We start from the raw sequence: 18,640 nt of genomic DNA, 5'->3' as shown, positions 1-18,640 counted from the left end.
AGTTGCGACGTCCCGCAATCGTGGATTGAATGAGTTCGGTAACGATAGCGAGACGCCGCCTCGTACCAAATCGTGCTACAAATTTAAAACAAATCCTTCAATTTCATGGCAATACCCATATCACCACTGATTTTTAGTTTGCCAAACATAAAGGCTGTCATCGGATTTAAATCGCCTGTCATTAAGCCTTGTAAATCTTTTAAGCTTACGCCGATGGTGCAATCTGCGGCTTCGTCGGCATTACTTACGCTTCCGTCTGCTCCAATAAAAATACTTCCTGCATCGGTTGCAAATTTAATAGATGAGCCTAGTCCTCCTTTGGCGGCTGCCAAAGCGGTGATTTTTTGTGTTAGTTCTTCAAAAGTCATGTTGCTGAGATTGATTATATTTTTAATATTGATTAAGACTTTTCTATTCTTAAAGACTTAATTTTTTTTATCTTAAAATAAGATTTTTATTCTTAAAGTCCTTACTTTTCTTGTCTTGACACAAGAAAAGTAACAAAAGAAAGTCAAGAAATTCTAAACTCGCTTCGCTCAAACAGTAGAATTTCGTAAAATGCTGACGCACGAAAAATAAAAAACTGATAGGTGATAACTGAAAGCTGATAGCTCAAAGCTCACTGCTCATAGCTATCTATCTACGAAATCGTTTCTTTGAATACTCTTAATGTAGCGTCCCACGCTTTTTTGGCTACTTCTGCATTATAGCGTGTGGGTGCGGTGTCGTTATTGAATGCGTGTTGTGCGCCTTCGTAAACGTATAATTCGTATTTCGTACCCGCTGCTTTTAGGGCTGTTTCATACGCTGGAATGCCTGCGTTGATACGTTCGTCTAGTCCGCCGTAATGTAATAACAATTTGGCTTTTATTTTTGGTACATCAGCCGCTTCTGGTTGGCGACCATAATAGGCTACTGCTGAATTTAACGTTGGCGAGTTAACCGCTAATTGATTAGCCAATCCTCCGCCCCAACAAAAACCTACACAGCTAGTTTTGCCATTGCTTTTGGGTAAAGTCTTTAGGTAATCAAAGCCTTTTAAGAAGTTATTAGTATTTTTAGTAGCATCTAATTTACTGAATAAATTACGTGCTTCATCTTCGTTTTCGGGTGTTCCTCCAAAAGGCGAAAGGGCATCTACTGCCAAAGCGTAATAGCCCGCTTTTGCTACCCTGCGAGCTACGTCTTTGGTATGTGGATTGAGTCCGCGATTCTCATGAATGACAATCACTGAACCAATTTTCCCTTTGATTTTTTTGGGTTGAGCCAAATAGGCTTTCATCGTACAACCATCACCTTCGTAGGCAATATCTGATGTTTCGATGTCTTCGTCGTTTTCAGGGATAGTTGCTGCGTTGGCATAATTCACTTCTAGCAGTGGTAATACCGACATAGCGGCTACCGTACTTCCTGTTAACTTAACAAGGCGTTTAAGAAAATCCTCACGCGTCAAAGGTTTGTGCGTGTACTCGTCAAAAAGATTAATAATTTCTTGGTTCATAGTTATTGTTGTTGTTTAGTTGTGAGCTGTGAGCTATAAGCAATGAGCTTTGAGCAATGAGCAATGAGTTTTAGGCTTTGGTTCCCATCTTAACATAAATAGAATTAGATTGAGAGGATAAGAAAAAACGCTCATAGCTCATAGCTCATTGCTTATAGCTTATAGCTCATCGCTTACAATTCAAAGCTAATATAATTACAATTACTTTAAAAATTCTATGTTTCTTTTTAGTCCTGCATACTTAGTTCTTTTCAAAGGAGACTTTTTAAAGATGGTTTGAAATACTTCTTCGGTGATTTCTTCCCAATCGCTTTTAGTAAAATTCGCCAAATCGGGATGAAGATTAAATTGGGGTTCTTGGTGTGGTTTTGAAAAACGATTCCACGGACAAACATCTTGACAAATATCACAGCCAAAAAACCAGTTTTCAAATTTATGCTGTGCTTCTATGGGTATTGCCTCTTTTAGCTCAATGGTATAATAACTGATACATTTCGAGCCATCTACGACATAAGGTTCGACGATGGCATCCGTCGGACAAGCATCTATACAACGTGTACAGGTACCACAATAGTCTTTCACGGGGCCGTCGGGTTCTAATGCTACATCCAAAATTAGCTCAGCAATAAAAAAGAAACTGCCTTGGTTTTTATTGATAATATTACTGTTTTTACCAATCCATCCTATGCCACCTTTTTTTGCCCAAGCCTTATCCATGACAGGGGCAGAATCTACAAAAGCTCTCCCTCCTACTTCCCCGATTTCTTCTTGAATATAGGCTAAAAAAGCTTGCAGTTTCTCTTTTACCACAAAATGATAATCTTTGCCATAAGCGTATTTTGATAGTTTCAAATCATTTACGCCTTCGGGTAGTCTTTCGGCAGGATAATAATTAAAGAGTAATGAAACCACCGACTTGGCATCATCCACCAATAGTCTTGGGTCTAGCCTTTTATCAAAATGGTTCTCCATATACTGCATCTTGCCATGCTGATTGGCTTTCAACCAATTTTCTAGGCGAGGTGCTTCCTCCTCCAAAAACCCTGCTACTGAAATACCACAATAGTCAAAGCCCAATTCCTTGGCTTTTTGCTTTATTAAAAAAGAATATTGGGCTTTGTCAATCATTTATTATGTAAGCAGTTTGAAATACTAATCTAATCACCAATCACTATTTACCGTTCACTAATTATGCAATTTTCACAGAAGTCATCGTTAAAGAACCGCCCACAGGCACATCATTAAAGAAACTCACTTCTTCGTTCTTTTCTTGCATACCCAAAATATATAACAATGGATAGTAATGGTCGGGCGTTGGAATAGCCAATTTAGCAGCCTCGCCCATACTTTCATAATTTATTAAAGGTTTATGATTGTTCTCAGCAATGTTCTTTTTGAATTTCTCATTCATTTCTATTGTCCAGTCATAGCCATAAGCCCCATTTATTCTCCGAAAATCTACCATGCGTAAGTTATGTACCATATTGCCACTTCCAATAATCAATACCCCTTTGCGACGTAAAACCGCCAATTCTTGTGCCAATTCATAATGATATTGCGGCGACTGGTGATAATCAATGCTTAATTGTAATACGGGAATATTGGCTTTGGGATAGATATGGCGAATGATAGTCCACGTGCCATGATCCAATCCCCATTCGTGGTCTAAATGTACATCCGTTTTAGTAATCAGTTTTTGGGTTTCTTCTGCTATTGCCAAACTTCCGATAGCTGGATATTGTACGTCAAATAATGCTTTGGGAAATCCTCCAAAATCATGAATAGTTCTTGGCTTTTCCATTGCCGTTACAAAAGTACCTCTTGTAAGCCAATGTGCTGAAATAACAATTACTGCGGTAGGCTCTGGAAAATCATTGGCTAATGTTGCCCATTGTTGACTAAATTGATTATTTTCGATGCCATTCATGGGTGAGCCATGCCCAATAAAAAATAATGGCGTTTTTTGTTCTTGTTTTGATAGCTGGTCTGAAAATGCTTTTAATGTTCCTAATGCTGACATCGTTAGTACCCCTACAGAGGCTTTTATAAACTCTTTCCGTTTCATTTCTTGAAAAATACTATATTTATGCAACGGATTGCTTGATTAGTAAGTTCAAAGAGTAACTTAGCAGGAAAATTGGTAAGTAATTTTACTCATTTTTCAACATATTTTGTAATATTTATCATTTTCAGAATTTTCTTTGGGAAAACAATTTTGACACGCAGTATTATTTTTTTAAATTAGAATAATAACAACTAATAAATTATCAAAAGCCTATGAATTTTAGTTTTGACAACTACCAAACCGAAGGCTTCTTCGATGAAATGTTTGATGCACAAGGTAATGTGCGTATGGGGTACGAAGCATTCAAGGAACGGGTAGAACAGTTAAAGATTGAGGAGTTTATTCGTCGCCACCAAGCAGCAGAACGCTCTTTAATGGCAATGGGTATTACTTTCAATGTTTACTCGGAAAATGAAGGAACAGAACGCATCATGCCTGTTGATATTATCCCCCGAGTAATAGAAGCGGATGACTGGAAAAAAACCGAGAAAGGTTTGATACAACGCATTACGGCATTGAATATGTTTTTGGATGATATTTATCATGACCAAAAAATATTGAAAGACGGCATCATTCCCCGTGAATTGATTGAAACTTCAAAAGACTTTTTACGCCCTTGCGTTGGTATTCGTCCACCAAAAGGCATTTATATCCACATTACGGGAACAGATTTGATTCGTGGCGACGATGGTAAGTTTATGGTGTTGGAAGACAACCTCCGCTGTCCGTCGGGTGTTTCTTATATGCTCGAAAACAGAGAACTGCTAAAACGCACCTTCCCAGAAGTATTGGGTAAAACCAGAGTACAGTCTATCTCGGATTATCCAAACAAATTGTTGCAGATGTTACAACACATCAGCGACCGACCAAACCCTACGGTTTGTGTACTGACACCGGGGATTTATAATTCAGCTTATTTCGAGCACTCTTATTTGGCTCAACAAATGGGTGTTGAATTGGTAGATTCACGAGATTTAGTAGTGCATGATGGTTATGTAAAAATGCGTACTACTAAGGGATTCCAGATTGTCGATGTTATTTATCGCAGAATTGACGATACGTTCTTAGACCCTAAGGCTTTCAATCCAGATTCTTTAATTGGTATTCCAGGTATTTTTGATGTTTACAAAAAAGGTAGAATTGCCTTAGCAAATGCCCCAGGAACAGGCGTGGCAGATGATAAAGTAATTTATGCGTATGTACCAAGAATCATCAAATATTATTTAGGCGAAGACCCAATCATCCCGAACGTTGAAACCTTTATTTGTGGTGAAGAAGATGATTGTAAGTATGTATTAGAAAATATTGAGAAACTGGTAGTAAAAGAAGCGAACGAAGCGGGTGGATATGGTATGTTGATTGGTCCAAAGTCAACGAAGGAGGAACAAGAAATCTTTAAAGCACGTATCAAAGCAAATCCTAGAAATTACATTGCTCAACCTACGATTTCACTGTCGAGAGTACCGTGTTTGATTGATGACCATTCAGAAGGCAGACACGTTGACTTACGTCCATATATTCTTTATGGAGATGGTGTAAAAGTGATTCCGGGAGGACTTACCCGTGTAGCTTTACGTAAAGGTTCATTGGTAGTTAATTCATCGCAAGGTGGGGGCTCGAAGGATACTTGGGTATTGTATTGATGAGTTGTTTTTTAATGAAAATATGAGTCATTTCGAATTTTAAATCACAAAAAAGCGGTCTAAAAACTAATTTAGACCGCTTTTTTGTGATTTATGGAGCGGATTATAGCATTCTTTTAAAGACTCTTAAAAGTTAAAATAATATGTAATTATTGGTAAAATAATCCTTCAAATCGAGCTTTCAACTTTTATCACTAGCGGGTGACTTAAGTCCTACTGATTACCCACATCTTTTAAAAAAGTTGAAATGGAAATGTAATTATTGATCAAATTAGCTTAAATGTACATAAATAGTCTTTAAAACCAAGCGTTAAAGCCCTCGTCTCTAGCGAGGGACTTAAGTCCCTCGCTAGATATAAACATCTGATTATTAATAATTTACAAACTTATGGGTAATCGGTAGGACTTAAGTCACCCGCTAGTGATAATGGTTGTCGATAGAAGAATTCTGTTAATTCCTCTCAGCCTCGTGTTAGCGAATTTATTTTACCCTACAAACATTTGAATACATTGGATTCTTTGGTAGATTTGAGTAAACTGAACCTTATCTATCATCACTATGAAAAAAATCATCTTATTCCTCTGTTTAATCATTTCTTTTACATCTGTCTCATCTTTTTCTCAGGTAAACAAAACGCTTTTGGATAGCATGACAATTGCTATTGAACAGGGGGCATACCCCAATATTGATGGCATGGTGGTGTCACAAAAAGGGAAATTAATCTATGAAAAATACTTTAATGGATTGACAAAAGCTAGCTTACATGATACTCGCTCGTCTTTCAAATCTATCACAGGACTGCTTGTCGGCATCGCTATTGACAAAGGCTATATAAAGAGTGTTGATGAAAAGGTTTATTCATTCTTCCCTGAATACAAAAATTTTAATAACTGGGATAATAGAAAAGCTAGTATGACAATCCAACACCTCTTAGCAATGAAATCAGGGTTTGATTGTGAAGAATGGGATGGCGCCAAAGATTGCGAGGATGAAATGGCAGAGACCAAAGATTGGGTAAAGTTTTCACTTGATTTACCCATGTTACATCCTTCTGGGACGCATTGGGCATATACGTCATGCAATACAATGATACTTGGTGGTATTGTTTCCAATGCCTCAAAAATGTCTATTTTAGCATTCGCTGACAAGTTTCTTTTTCAGCCTTTAGGCATTAAAAATTATCGCTGGACGAAAGACCCTGCTGGACATGGAATGACCGCAGGGTCATTTTATATATTACCGACTGATATGGCTAAAATTGGAGAATTGGTATTAAATAAAGGGACGTACAAAGGCAAAAGGATTATTTCTGAAAAATGGATAAAGGAGGCTACCCAGCCAATTACGAAGATTGAAAATTTCTCTAACGTAAAAATCTCAAAAGCCAAATCTGCCATCCCACAACCTACCTATTATGGCTATACTTGGTATAACGAGGAAATTAGAACTGATAAAATCAGGCACAATGTAGTATTTGCATCAGGCAACGGTGGGCAATATATTATGGTAATACCAGACTTAGCTTTAGTGGTAGCATTTACAGGGAATAGTTATAATTCTTCCAAATCAAAACTACCTTTTGAAATATTAATAAAATATATTCTTCCATATTGTGAAGGGGAATGAATACTTGCTTTATGTCATTAGTTTGACAACCTAACTTTTAGCAGAGGGTAAATAGGAAACGATTTAATAGCTATTTTCTTTCTGATATTTTTTCAAGAATATTTTTGACAAACTCAATTGAAACCCCTGCTAACTTAGCGCATTGGTCTATAGTTAAACCCATACTGAGACCATTTTCTATGGTCTCAGTCTTAACTAATATTTCTTTCCTAGCCTCTGCTTCTTTGATTTTTTTACTTTCTGCTTTTACTGCTTCAGCATTGCGAGCAATTAGTATCTCAAAGGATGCTTTCTCATCTGGTGTCATTTTTCTGCTATCCAATTCATCAATAGCAACTTTCAACCATTCTTCATCCCAGAACTTAGGAAATTGAGTTGGTTTCGTAACTGTATGTATCGTTTTCATGGTATATATCAGCTTTTCTAAATCAGTTTGACAATCAGATTCTTGTAAAACAAATTTATCTAATTCTACCGTAATAAACGACATTTGTTCATCAAAAAGTTCACCTTGTTCATTTCTTAGATTAGCAACTGAATGAAATTGAGGATAAGGAAAAATATTGTTTGCTAAAATAGCAACACAGTAAATCTTAGTAAGCGTTCCATAATCAAATTTGCCTCGTTTCACCATTGCATTGAATTTATGCAATGCGTAGAATTTCATGCGTTGCACAAAATAAGGGGCTCCGCCATATTGCATTTCTACGATAAAATGATTGTTGTCTTCATCGGTACAAGCTAAATCAAAAATTCCGCCCCTGCTATCTAATGTAATTCCCTCAAAAGTATTTTTATCGAAAGTTACTTTTTTTATTGGGATAGTAGATTTTATTAATGCTTGTAAAGCCTTACGTAAAAATAGGGTATTTGATTCATTTCCAAACGTTGCCTTAAATCCGTAGTCTGAGATTATAGGAATAAAAATTTGGTCGTCGGTGTATAGTGTTTCCATGACTCAAAAATACTAAAAATTAGACTCTTTTAAAAAGTTAAAAATTATTTTTATTTGACGTAAAACTAAATTTCACTCTTGGCATGACTAAACAAATTATTTGATAATTAACAGACTAAAGACTAACTGTTAGTCATGCCATGAATTTGTTACCCAATCTCACTACCGTATCCTACTCCCCTCCTCTTCTACATTATTTGTTTTACTACGACTACGGATTGTACTGCCAAAGCTTCTGGAGTAACTTAATTTAAAAATTCTTGCATAAGCGGTCTCATCCATATAATGCACTTTATTTTGTTCGATAAATACGACATGTGTAACTACGCCTACTTCGGTATAAATATTCATGGATTTAAAAATATCCGTAATCGCCAATTGTATCGTTCCTCTGTCTTTATCTAGCTTTTTGGCTATGCCCATATTCAGTACGCCAAACCCTTTTATCATATTGGGACCATCAAATTGGTTAGTATTATGCCATCCTGAGATTTCTAATTCGATATTCTGTGGCAGACTCAAGGTCTGATTCAAGAAATAATTATGGAACAAATACGCCTTCTCGGCTACTTGCGGAGTATAGCCTACTCTGTATTTGCGATAAGCGGTTGTTCCCCCTATATTTATTTTCCACCAACTAAAAAGCTGAATCGGCACATTAGTTGTAAGGCTGATACTATTCATAAAATCCAGATTTTGAGGAGATAAGATAAATATATCTTTGGCGGCAGTAGTACTTAATTGATAACGAATGATTGGATTTACTTCGTGTTGGATACCTAAACCAATGCTCATGCTTTTATGCGTAAACGTAGTTTTGAAGGCATTGGTAATACTCGGTTTCAACAATGGATTTCCTGTAAAAACCGAACTAGGGTCATTATAAAATAAGCCTGCAATCAAGTCATTGTAAGCGGGTCTGCTGATTCGGCGAGAAACATTCAATACAACACTGCTATTTTCAGCTATTTTATGACTGAAATTTAGAGAAGGGAAAAATTGAGAATAGGTATTTGTCTGATGGTTAATATCTCTTGCCCAATACTCATACCTCAAGCCTGCCGTCAAAGATGTTTTGGTATTTAAAGTAAAATCAAATGAAGAATAAGCTGCTAAAATACTTTCGTTACTTATAACAGTGCTTTGAGAACGACTATCCAACACCCAAACGTCATGCTCCTTTTTTTCTACCTTACTATTATTTGTATTACTAGAATAACTCCCTTTGATGCCCGTTTCAACATTTATTTTATCAGTTAACTTCGTCGAAAAATCACCTTTCAACACGCCAATATTCAGTTCAGAAATGCCTTCACCTCTGTTACCTTCTGTAAAAACTGATGACGATGGTTTTATTATTTCTCCTTCTTTATCATAATAGGTGCTATTAATCAAAGATGGACTGTTGTTCTTAAAATACCAATAGCTGGCATCAACATTCAGTTTAGATTTTACAGATAGTTGTTTTTCTAAAAATGCGGAAGATTGGATATTCTGCCCAAGATTATTCCCTAACGAATTTATCTTCATAGCAAAATAATTGCCCGATTGAAAATCATAAAATCCATCGCTTTGAACATTGGGTTTTGTAGTTGAATATAAGTAGGTTACGCTCCCTCCCACTAATGTTTTGGAGTTTAGTCTATGGTCAAAACCCAGCGAAAGATTATGACTATTTTTTAGGTTAATTGTAGCACTATAAAAACCACTGGTATAAGCTCCCCCCAAAGCAGGGAAATTCAATGCACCGTAGGCCTGCCAACTTGATTTAGAACCGTCGTGTAGCATCGAGTAGGAAGCATAGTAATTGGAGTTTTTAGTGCCATGTGACACATTAATAGAGGCCGATGCTTTCTCTCTAAACCCATAACCTAACGTTGAAGAAAAATTGAGTTTTGTCCCTTCATATTCATTTTTCTTTAAGACAATATTGATTAGTCCTGCCCCACCTTCGGCATCATATTGGGCAGTTGGCGACGTAATGATTTCTATTTTATCAATATTGTCAGCATTCATGCCATTGAGCATTGCCATTACTTCCGTCAACGACAAGCGAACTGTTCGTCCATTAATCATCACAGCTACGCCGCTTTGTCCGTTTAAACTAAAGCTATTATTTCGGTAGTCGATAATTACTCCAGGCAATCGCTCTAACACCTGTAGGGCAGAACTCCCTTTGGTCATGATGCTACTTTGTACATTTATTACCTGTCCGACTGGCGTAGTCTGAATCAAATCCTTTTTGGCACTTACTACTACTTCGGTTAGTGCATTGACATTGTCTGTCATTTGCAAAACTCCTATGTCAACAGCTTCGTTTTGTATGGCTATGGTGATAGGTTTTGTAAACATAGATTGGTATCCTACACTACTGATGCCTATCAAAAAAACACCTTCTTTGGTCGATGATAATGAAAACATACCCTTTTCGTCTGCATTGGTTCCTTTAACGATAGTAGTATCATTGGCTTGATATAATACAACATTGACAAAAGGTATGGCTTCGTTGGTTTTATTAATTATTTTACCAGTAATTTGTCCGTAAGTAGTTGTTGCCATTAAAGTGGCAGTTATTATCAGTAAGGCATTGGTTTTCATGAGCTTGTCATTTTGATTGTTAGTCAAAACAACAGTACATTTCCAAGATAAAATAATTTGATTGACAAGCCTTAGATTTGTATTGACCAAATGCAGAAAACGCCTATAATCGGGTTAAAGAGTCATTATTACATCTTGTCATTTTACTGATGTCGTTCGTCAATATCGATAGGTTATTATTGAGCGTTAACGTATTTTGCAAGCTATTCTCTTTCATAAAATGTTCAATAACAAAGCTAATATCTTTTCAAAGAGCAGTTGGTTTATTAAATATAAACTATACCATATCCCTTTTTGGTTTTTGTACCATATCGCTTGGTGGATGCTGACTATCCGTAATATTAGTGCCGTAGCCAATAATTTATTGAGCAGTGCCTACTCTATCAAATTCTTGTTTTATGTGGTCTTCCAAGCCATTGCGGTTTATTTTAATTTATTTTACCTGATTCCTCATTACCTTCAAAAAGGTAAATACGGGCTATATATTTTATTTTTATTACTCGTTGTGCTCAGCACATCATGGTTTATTGTAGCGGGCTATTATACCAGTGCCTATCTTTCTGATTTTACCTTCAAGGAACTTTATCAAAGAGAACCCAGCGATTTTATGTTCTTTTTCCTGATCAATGCCCTACCGTCGACGATGGCAAGCACGACCCTTGCGATGAGTATCAAGCTGACAAAAAATTGGATTCAATCAGAACGCAAGCAACATGTATTAGAAAAAGAGAAATTGGAAACAGAATTAAAATACCTGAAATCACAGTTCAATCCTCATTTTTTGTTCAATACCATCAATTCCATCTTTGTCTTGATTCATAAAAACCCAGACTTGGCATCTGAATCACTGGCTTCATTTTCAGATTTACTTCGTTATCAACTATACGAATGCAACGAAAACGAAATAGCCTTGGAAAAAGAATTGTTCTTTCTCAATAACTTTATTGAATTAGAAAGGCTGAGGTTGGACGAAAAACAAACTGACTTAAAATTTGAAATCAACAATCATTCCGCTATCGGGCAAACGATTGAGCCCTTTATCTTGATGCCATTTGTAGAGAATGCGTTTAAGCATGTTTCAAAAGGCAAAGGACAAAAAAATTATATCAGTATGACGCTAGACATTGATAGTGAGATGGTTAATCTAATGATAGAAAATAGTTTTGTGGTGGCTCAGAAATCAGACAATGGCATGTATGAAAATAGCGGTATAGGTTTAAAAAACGTGAGACGAAGACTTGATTTATTATATCCCAAGCATTATAAACTAGCGATTAATGACGCTAGTGATAGTTATAAAGTGGTGTTAAAATTGGCATTCAATAAAAAGCAACATCTCATTCCTCAAACAATTTAAGCATGAAATTAACTTGTGTAATCGTAGATGACGAGCCTCTGGCAAGGGAAGGATTGGCTAAATATGTGGAAGCCATCGATTATTTAACGTTAGTGGGAATGGCAGAAAATCCATTAGAGCTTGATAAACTGCTTGAAAACGAACCTGTAGATTTAATATTTTTGGATATCCAAATGCCGTTTATGAGTGGCTTAGATTTCCTGAAAATTAAAAAAGATTTGCCAATGGTAATCATCACCACGGCTTATCAAACTTATGCTTTAGAGGGTTTTCAATTTGATGTGATGGATTATTTACTCAAACCCATCACCTTCAATCGCTTTTTCAAAGCCGTTTCCAAAGCCCGCGACTATCAACAATATCGGAATCATAAAGCTGGCATGATAGAAGAAATTGAGCGAAACGATTTTTTCTTTATCAAATGTGATCATAAATTCGAGAAGATATTTATCAAGGAAATACTATTCATTCAAGCCTTAGAAAACTATGTGATTATCCAAACAGAAACAAACAAATACATGACCTTGATTTCGTTAAAGGCTGTCGAGGAATATCTGGATAACAAGCACTTTATCCAAGTACATAAATCGTATATCATAGCGGTTTCAAAAATAAAGACGATTGAAAACAATGAAATATTAATACAAGGCTTCAAAATTCCATTGAGCAGAAGTTTCAAAGAAGAGGTATTAGAAAAAGTTTTGAGGGATAATTTGTTGAGGAAGTAATTATCTAATATATTGCTTTTCATTCCATTCAACTTATAATATTTTACATCATGTCTGAAACATCTGGATTTTTAATTACTTTAATTGTTGGGGTATTATTTGCGTTTGCTATTATAATTGGAATATTTTGGCTTTTACGAGAAGTGAATTGCTGGTATTGGAAAATCAATAAAAGCATAGAATTAATGGAAGAAAACAATAGGCTTTTGACTATTATTGCTGAAGCTACTTTAAAAGGAAAAATAGTAGAGCCTTCGCCAGCTTCTGATACTATTTCACCTAATCCATCCATTAATACCATTCCTGTAAACCCTGTAATAAATAACTTTTCTCAAGAGCCTCCTTTTGATAATACCATTCCTCCAGTACGCTCGTTTGTAAATGGTAAAATAATATTTGCCGATGGAATACAAGGAGAAATAATGACAGACTCAAACAATCAATTATTTATTTCAATAGATGGCATCAAGAAGTACTACTATAATAGTGAAGAAAATGCTATCAATGCGATATATATCCTTAAAACTAAAGGCGAAATTTCACGAAAGGGATTAAGGTTATAAAAGAGGGTTATCCATTTTATCTCTTAAAACTATTTCTACAAATCATAAACTACATACACTCTATGGAAACGTTATACACTGAAAATCAAATATTTATTCCAATTATTTCTGACTACGGATTTAAGGCAACTTTTGGAAATGAATCAAATACCTTATTTTTACGTAAGGCTTTACAGGCATTAATAAAATCTACTGTGCCAATAAAAGAAGTAACCTTCGATAAAAATACTTTCGAAGGAATTACACAAGATGCAAGAGGTGGTATTTTCGATTTAGCTTGTGTTGATGAAAATAACAATCATTTCATTGTAGAAATGCAGTATGGTGAAGCTCCTAATTTTGTACAACGCATGAAATTCTACGCATTACATAAATTCAATGCAATGGTAAAGCGTGGAAAATTTGACTATGGAATACTTACTAAAATTTACTGTGTTGCTATTTTAGCTAATAATATTTTTCCGTATTCTCAATTCCACACAATTGCAAATTTGAGAGATGAAGAAGGGAAAATTTTTGATGACCAGATGACATTTATTACTTTAGAATTAGATAAATTTACATTACAAGAGATTGATTGTCATACGAATTTAGAAAAACTGATATATACCATGAAAACGATACATACAGTTACAAAACCCACTCAATTTCCTCAATTTTGGGATGAAGAGTGGTTGAAAATAGCAATTGATGAGTTAGATAGTAGGAAAATGACACCAGATGAAAAAGCATCTTTCGAAATATTAATTGCTCGTAATGCAGAAGCTATAAAGGCTGAAAGTAGAAGAATTAAAGAAGCTCTTGAAAATAAAAATATTGAAATAATTACTAAAGCCTTAGCAAAAGGACTTGATATTGGAGTAATTGCTGACATTGCAGGGGTATCAATTGATTTTGTCCAAACAATCAAAGAAAAAAATGATGCAAAAAACTAGGCTTTTTCGATTACTCAAAAAATAATATAAATTCAGCAATACTCATGGCATGACTAACAGTGATTGTGATAGTTCTTAATGGTTTGTTTAGTCATGCAATGAGTTTTTTTAAATTGTTCAAAATTGACAAATCTCTAAATTTGTCAATTTTTTTTGCCCTCTAAGTACGAATATTGTAATTTTGCATATCTTCAAGAAACAATCACTCACAATTCTTTAAGATGCCAACGTAAACAACCACTTTGGCTCACAGCATTCAATACCGATAAATGCAAGATAAGATTAACAACATACATCAGCAAATTGCTGATTTTCAGCTTTCCACAAAGGAAGAACTTGAAGCTTTCCGTATCGCTTATGTAGGACGCAAGGGCGTGATTGGCGACCTTTTTGATGAACTTAAAAACGTTGCCCAAGAAGAACGTCGTGCTGTTGGACAAGCATTGAATACTTTGAAAGATGCTGCTCAGACCAAATTCAATGAATTTCAAGCATTGATTGAAGCTAGTTCCGAAAAATCAGTGGCGATTGAATTTGATTTAACACTTCCAAACGTTCCTTTTGAAAACGGAAGTATTCATCCCCTTACGTTGGTAAGAGCCCGCATCATCGAAATCTTTGCTAAAATGGGTTTCAATGTGTCGGATGGACCAGAAATAGAATCTGATTTTTATAATTTCACGGCATTGAATTTTGCCGAAAATCACCCTGCCCGTGAAATGCAGGATACGTTCTTTATTGAGAAAAAAGGTGGAAACGTAGCGGATGATATTTTGTTAAGAACACATACATCCAACGTACAGATTCGTTTGATGCAAAACCAAAAACCTCCTTTGCGTTCTATTATGCCTGGGCGTGTGTATCGTAACGAGGCTATCTCTGCCCGAGCTCACTGTTTGTTCCATCAGGTAGAAGGTTTGTATATAGATAAAAACGTTGGTTTTAAAGACTTGAAAGATACCCTTTATTATTTTGCCAAAGAGATGTTCGGGCAAGATACTAAAGTACGTTATCGTCCTTCATATTTCCCTTTTACTGAACCTTCAGCTGAAATTGACATTACTTGCTTAATCTGTAAAGGCAAAGGTTGTAATGTTTGTAAATACTCGGGTTGGGTAGAAATTGCAGGTTCTGGAATGGTTGACCCTAACGTCTTGGAGCAATGCGGTATCGATTCTCAGGAATATACAGGTTTCGCTTTCGGAATGGGTATCGAGAGAATTACGATGTTAAAATATCAAATCAAAGACTTAAGATTATTCACTGAAAATGATGTGAGATTCTTACGTCAGTTTGAAGGATTATAGACGATTTATTAATGAGCTTTGAAAAGACCTGTAAAATCAGGTCTTTTTATTTTATATAAGTTCATAAAATTCAGCTACTTCTTCGCAGAATTAACACATTTTAACAGCCCTACCCTCTTCAAGCCAATCTTATTTAGTATTTTTGAATTCAAATTTGTCTTTTGCTTACGTTGATTATAGATTTTTACCAAAAAATAAGAATCAACAAATAACTGATAACGTACCCCTCAATGAACAATTTTAAAAAAATCAACAATCTCATAGGCTGGATTGTCTTTGCTATTTCATTATTTGTCTTCACCGCTACAGTTGAACGCACTGCTTCCTTCTGGGATTGTGGAGAATTTATCGCCTGTGCTTTTAAACTTCAAGTTCCGCACCCTCCGGGAGCGCCCCTATTTTTGTTGTTGGGTAGAATGTTCTCGTTATTGGCTGGTTCAGATACTACTCAAGTAGCATACTGGGTCAATATGATGTCAGTATTATCAAGTGCTTTGACGATATTGTTTATGCACTGGACGATTGTGTTAATCGGACGTAAGGTTTACAACAAAAAATTTGAAGAGCTTTCAAAAGGGGAAGCCATTACTTTATTAAGTGCTGGTGTTATTGGTTCATTAGCTTATGCGTTCTCAGATACTTTCTGGTTCTCGGCTGTTGAGGCAGAGGTGTATGCTATGTCGTCGTTCTTTACTGCGTTGGTAGTTTGGGCGGCTTTCAAATGGGAAATCATCGAAGATGAAGCTACAGCAAACCGTTGGTTGATTTTGATTGCCTATATCGTTGGACTTTCAATCGGTGTTCACTTATTGAACTTGGTTACTGTTCCTGCGTTGGCATTGTTATATTATTTCAAAAAATATCCTGTTCCTACTTTCAAAGGAGGTATCATTGCATTATTGATTGGCTTAGCGATTCTCGGAGTGATTAACTCTGCTATTATTCCGGGTATTCCTTCGATGGCTTTCAAATTCGAGTTATTATTTACTAATGGCTTAGGCTTACCTTATGGTACTGGTGCCATTTTCTTCATCATTGCCTTGGTAGGTGCTATCGTTTGGGGGATTTTATATTCTATCAAAAAGCAAAAAGTTACCCTTAATATTTCATTGCTTTCATTGGTGTTTGTATTGATTGGATATTTGTCGTATAACTTGGCTTTTGTTCGTTCTACGTTCAACACCCCTATCAACGAAAACGACCCAAGCAATATCTTGAATTATGTAAAATACCTGAAACGTGAACAATACGGAGAACGCTCATTATTATACGGTCCAATTTATACGGCTACTGTTGAAAGTGTAGAAAAAGGAGCTCCTGTTTACAAAATGAAGGATGGTAAGTATGAGGTATATGATTACAAGCAAAAACTAATCTATTCTAAAGATGGACAAATGTTGTTGCCACGTGTTTATAGTAGCTCTCCTCAGCATATTCAGTTGTACGAGGAAATCTTGGATTTAGCACCGGGTGAAAAACCAACTTTTATAGACAACATGAAATTTATGTTCAAAAAACAAATGGGACATATGTACATGAGGTATTTACTTTGGAATTTTGTCGGTCGTGAAAGTGATATTCAAGATGCTGGTGTAATCGATTATACTCGTTCAGGCGAACTTCCTGAATTATTAGCACATAATAAAGCACGAAACAACTATTTCTGGCTACCACTGATTTTAGGGATATGTGGTTTTGTATTACTAGTACGTAAAAACGAAAACGACTTCTTAGTAACTACATTAATGTTTTTACTGACAGGTTTAGCACTGGTTGTTTTCTTGAACTCTCCGCCAGTTGAACCTCGTGAGCGTGATTATATTTATGTTGGTTCGTTCTATTTCTTTGCTATCTGGATTGGTCTAGGCGTAATTCAATTGGCTGAATGGTTAGGTAAATTCTTAAAGAATGGTGTAGTTGCTGGTACTGTTGCCACTGTCGTAACGGCTGTTGTTCCTGTGATTTTAATTCAACAAAACTGGGATGACCACGACCGTAACCACCGTTACCACCAAATAGATTTTGCTAAAAACATGTTGAATTCATGTGCTCCAAATGCAATTTTATTTACTGGTGGTGACAACGATACATTCCCATTATGGTATGTTCAAGAGGTAGAGGGCTATCGTACTGACGTGCGCGTGTGTAACCTTTCATTATTAGGAACAGACTGGTATATCGACCAAATGAAGCGTAAAACGTATGATTCGCAGGCACTTCCGATTTCTTTACCTAAAGACCGTTTCTTGGAAGGTTTGAACGAGCAAATCATGTATTATGAAAACCCAAATGTAAAAACGGGCATCAATTTACTTGAATATTTGAAATTAGTAAAAGATGATAATCAAGCCATTAAAGTGCCTTTAACGGATGGCTCAATGATTAATACGTTGCCGACTGAAAACCTATTTTTACCAATTGATGTTGAGGCTGTTAAAAAATCAGGATTTGTTCCAAAAGATATGGAGCCTTTCGTGACGAATCAAATGGCTTGGTCAACAGGTAAAGGTGGTATCATGAAGCCTGAGCTTATTCAACTAGATTTGATTGCTCAAAATGCAGCAACTGGTTGGAAACGCCCAATTTACTTTGCAACTACTTTGCCTTCTGCAAGTTATTTGAACTTGAAAGAATATATGCAACTAGAAGGCTATGCTTACAGATTGATGCCTTTCAAAGTGCCTGAAGCGAAGGATGGTTTTGTAAATACTGACATCATGTATAATAATATGACAAAGAAGATGTTCTGGAGAGATTTGGATAATTCTAAAACATATTATCATTCAGATTTCTATTTAGAGGTTCCTGTAGTAACGGCTCGTTTGGCTTTCTTACGTTTAACAGACCAATTGGTTCGTGAGGGTAAATTAGATAAAGCTAGAGCTGCTTTAGACTATTGCTTGAAAGTAATGCCTGATAAAACGATTCCTTATGATCAGCTTTCGGCAAATTTTGTAGCCTTATACTTAGCCGCTGGCGATAAGAAAAAAGGATTAGAAATGGCTGAAACTATCATGAACAGAAATAATAAGGCATTGGATTATTACTTAATCGACAAAAAGAGTAGCGACGGTAGACAAATTCAGACTAACCTTTATGAGATGCAAATTATCATTGAGGGTGTAAAAAATGCTAAATTGCCTGAAGCTGCGAAGTACCAAGCGATGTTTGATAAGCAAATGACTAAAGCGAATTCTTAGGTTTTGTATAGACTTGAGGATTATGGACTTAAGGACTTTCTTTTAGACTTTAGGATGATGGACTTTAGGACTTTAAGATAATAGACGCTAGATTTTAGATTTTTTAGTCTTAGGTTTTTAAATATTAATCCCCTTATTCAGCGATGAGTAAGGGGATTTTT

General features: G+C 35.8%; 14 protein-coding genes. 8 read left to right on the top strand and 6 right to left on the bottom strand.

The genetic code is table 11. From position 1 onward, the window contains the following. Positions 1 to 83 precede the first annotated feature (83 nt). From AC1RNE_RS20035 to ygiD, 4 genes are all read right to left on the bottom strand, one after another. Entirely contained in the window at positions 84 to 368 is a 285-nt protein-coding gene (locus AC1RNE_RS20035; protein WP_492803438.1) for an SCP2 sterol-binding domain-containing protein, read from the bottom strand. Positions 369 to 640: 272 nt separating this feature from the next. Further along, positions 641 to 1,501, bottom strand: coding sequence for a dienelactone hydrolase family protein (locus tag AC1RNE_RS20030; protein ID WP_492803436.1), 861 nt, complete (start codon positions 1,499 to 1,501; stop codon positions 641 to 643). Positions 1,502 to 1,702: 201 nt separating this feature from the next. Then, on the bottom strand, positions 1,703 to 2,629 hold the full coding sequence (gene queG / locus AC1RNE_RS20025) for a tRNA epoxyqueuosine(34) reductase QueG (RefSeq protein ID WP_492803434.1): 927 nt from the start codon (positions 2,627 to 2,629) through the stop codon (positions 1,703 to 1,705). Between the two features lie 61 nt (positions 2,630 to 2,690). Continuing rightward, the gene (ygiD, locus tag AC1RNE_RS20020) at positions 2,691 to 3,521 is read right to left on the bottom strand and encodes a 4,5-DOPA-extradiol-dioxygenase (protein WP_492803675.1); all 831 of its coding nucleotides are present in this window, start codon (positions 3,519 to 3,521) and stop codon (positions 2,691 to 2,693) included. A gap of 257 nt (positions 3,522 to 3,778) precedes the next feature. On the opposite strand from ygiD, the gene AC1RNE_RS20015 reads away from it, so the two are divergent. Together AC1RNE_RS20015 and AC1RNE_RS20010 are read left to right on the top strand one after the other, a co-directional pair. Continuing rightward, positions 3,779 to 5,209 carry a circularly permuted type 2 ATP-grasp protein gene (locus AC1RNE_RS20015; RefSeq protein WP_492803432.1) on the top strand — a complete coding sequence of 477 codons (1,431 nt, stop codon included), beginning with the start codon at positions 3,779 to 3,781 and terminating at the stop codon, positions 5,207 to 5,209. A gap of 559 nt (positions 5,210 to 5,768) precedes the next feature. Continuing rightward, positions 5,769 to 6,836, top strand: coding sequence for a serine hydrolase domain-containing protein (locus AC1RNE_RS20010; protein ID WP_492803431.1), 1,068 nt, complete (start codon positions 5,769 to 5,771; stop codon positions 6,834 to 6,836). Positions 6,837 to 6,906: 70 nt separating this feature from the next. Here AC1RNE_RS20010 and AC1RNE_RS20005 read toward each other — a convergent pair whose 3' ends face one another. Next, complete coding sequence (locus AC1RNE_RS20005; RefSeq protein WP_492803429.1) at positions 6,907 to 7,791, bottom strand: Rpn family recombination-promoting nuclease/putative transposase; 885 nt, start codon at positions 7,789 to 7,791, stop codon at positions 6,907 to 6,909. A 162-nt stretch (positions 7,792 to 7,953) separates the two neighbouring features. Then, positions 7,954 to 10,389: a TonB-dependent receptor gene (locus AC1RNE_RS20000; RefSeq protein WP_492803427.1), complete on the bottom strand. Its 2,436-nt coding sequence runs from the start codon at positions 10,387 to 10,389 to the stop codon at positions 7,954 to 7,956. Between the two features lie 220 nt (positions 10,390 to 10,609). Here AC1RNE_RS20000 and AC1RNE_RS19995 point away from each other — a divergent pair, with 220 nt between their 5' ends. The 6 genes from AC1RNE_RS19995 to AC1RNE_RS19970 all read left to right on the top strand — a co-directional run bounded on the left by AC1RNE_RS19995 (position 10,610) and on the right by AC1RNE_RS19970 (position 18,479). Beyond that, positions 10,610 to 11,746, top strand: a complete 1,137-nt coding sequence (locus AC1RNE_RS19995) for a sensor histidine kinase (RefSeq protein WP_492803425.1) — start codon at positions 10,610 to 10,612, stop codon at positions 11,744 to 11,746. A gap of 2 nt (positions 11,747 to 11,748) precedes the next feature. Further along, the gene (locus tag AC1RNE_RS19990) at positions 11,749 to 12,474 is read left to right on the top strand and encodes a LytR/AlgR family response regulator transcription factor (RefSeq protein WP_492803424.1); all 726 of its coding nucleotides are present in this window, start codon (positions 11,749 to 11,751) and stop codon (positions 12,472 to 12,474) included. A 50-nt stretch (positions 12,475 to 12,524) separates the two neighbouring features. Further along, positions 12,525 to 13,037: a hypothetical protein gene (locus tag AC1RNE_RS19985; RefSeq protein ID WP_492803423.1), complete on the top strand. Its 513-nt coding sequence runs from the start codon at positions 12,525 to 12,527 to the stop codon at positions 13,035 to 13,037. Positions 13,038 to 13,099: 62 nt separating this feature from the next. Further along, positions 13,100 to 13,972 (top strand): Rpn family recombination-promoting nuclease/putative transposase, encoded by an 873-nt coding sequence (locus tag AC1RNE_RS19980; protein ID WP_492803422.1) that lies wholly within the window; start codon positions 13,100 to 13,102, stop codon positions 13,970 to 13,972. A gap of 269 nt (positions 13,973 to 14,241) precedes the next feature. Continuing rightward, a complete protein-coding gene (gene pheS, locus AC1RNE_RS19975) occupies positions 14,242 to 15,279 on the top strand; it encodes a phenylalanine--tRNA ligase subunit alpha (protein WP_492803420.1) in 1,038 nt (345 codons plus the stop codon). A gap of 230 nt (positions 15,280 to 15,509) precedes the next feature. Then, positions 15,510 to 18,479, top strand: a complete 2,970-nt coding sequence (locus AC1RNE_RS19970; RefSeq protein ID WP_492803418.1) for a glycosyltransferase family 117 protein — start codon at positions 15,510 to 15,512, stop codon at positions 18,477 to 18,479. The last annotated feature ends 161 nt before the right edge of the window (positions 18,480 to 18,640 follow it).

The organism is Arcicella sp. GW822-FHT02H01 (genome assembly GCF_058802005.1).
Note: the sequence above shows the minus strand (reverse complement) of the source record. Positions and strands in the feature narration are given on the sequence as shown.

Coding starts and splice junctions, on each gene's coding strand:
- AC1RNE_RS20035 (WP_492803438.1), bottom strand. CDS start 368: ATGACTTTTGAAGAACTAACACAAAAAATCACCGCTTTGGCAGCCGCC.
- AC1RNE_RS20030 (WP_492803436.1), bottom strand. CDS start 1,501: ATGAACCAAGAAATTATTAATCTTTTTGACGAGTACACGCACAAACCT.
- queG (WP_492803434.1), bottom strand. CDS start 2,629: ATGATTGACAAAGCCCAATATTCTTTTTTAATAAAGCAAAAAGCCAAG.
- ygiD (WP_492803675.1), bottom strand. CDS start 3,521: ATGTCAGCATTAGGAACATTAAAAGCATTTTCAGACCAGCTATCAAAA.
- AC1RNE_RS20015 (WP_492803432.1), top strand. CDS start 3,779: ATGAATTTTAGTTTTGACAACTACCAAACCGAAGGCTTCTTCGATGAA.
- AC1RNE_RS20010 (WP_492803431.1), top strand. CDS start 5,769: ATGAAAAAAATCATCTTATTCCTCTGTTTAATCATTTCTTTTACATCT.
- AC1RNE_RS20005 (WP_492803429.1), bottom strand. CDS start 7,791: ATGGAAACACTATACACCGACGACCAAATTTTTATTCCTATAATCTCA.
- AC1RNE_RS20000 (WP_492803427.1), bottom strand. CDS start 10,389: ATGAAAACCAATGCCTTACTGATAATAACTGCCACTTTAATGGCAACA.
- AC1RNE_RS19995 (WP_492803425.1), top strand. CDS start 10,610: ATGTTCAATAACAAAGCTAATATCTTTTCAAAGAGCAGTTGGTTTATT.
- AC1RNE_RS19990 (WP_492803424.1), top strand. CDS start 11,749: ATGAAATTAACTTGTGTAATCGTAGATGACGAGCCTCTGGCAAGGGAA.
- AC1RNE_RS19985 (WP_492803423.1), top strand. CDS start 12,525: ATGTCTGAAACATCTGGATTTTTAATTACTTTAATTGTTGGGGTATTA.
- AC1RNE_RS19980 (WP_492803422.1), top strand. CDS start 13,100: ATGGAAACGTTATACACTGAAAATCAAATATTTATTCCAATTATTTCT.
- pheS (WP_492803420.1), top strand. CDS start 14,242: ATGCAAGATAAGATTAACAACATACATCAGCAAATTGCTGATTTTCAG.
- AC1RNE_RS19970 (WP_492803418.1), top strand. CDS start 15,510: ATGAACAATTTTAAAAAAATCAACAATCTCATAGGCTGGATTGTCTTT.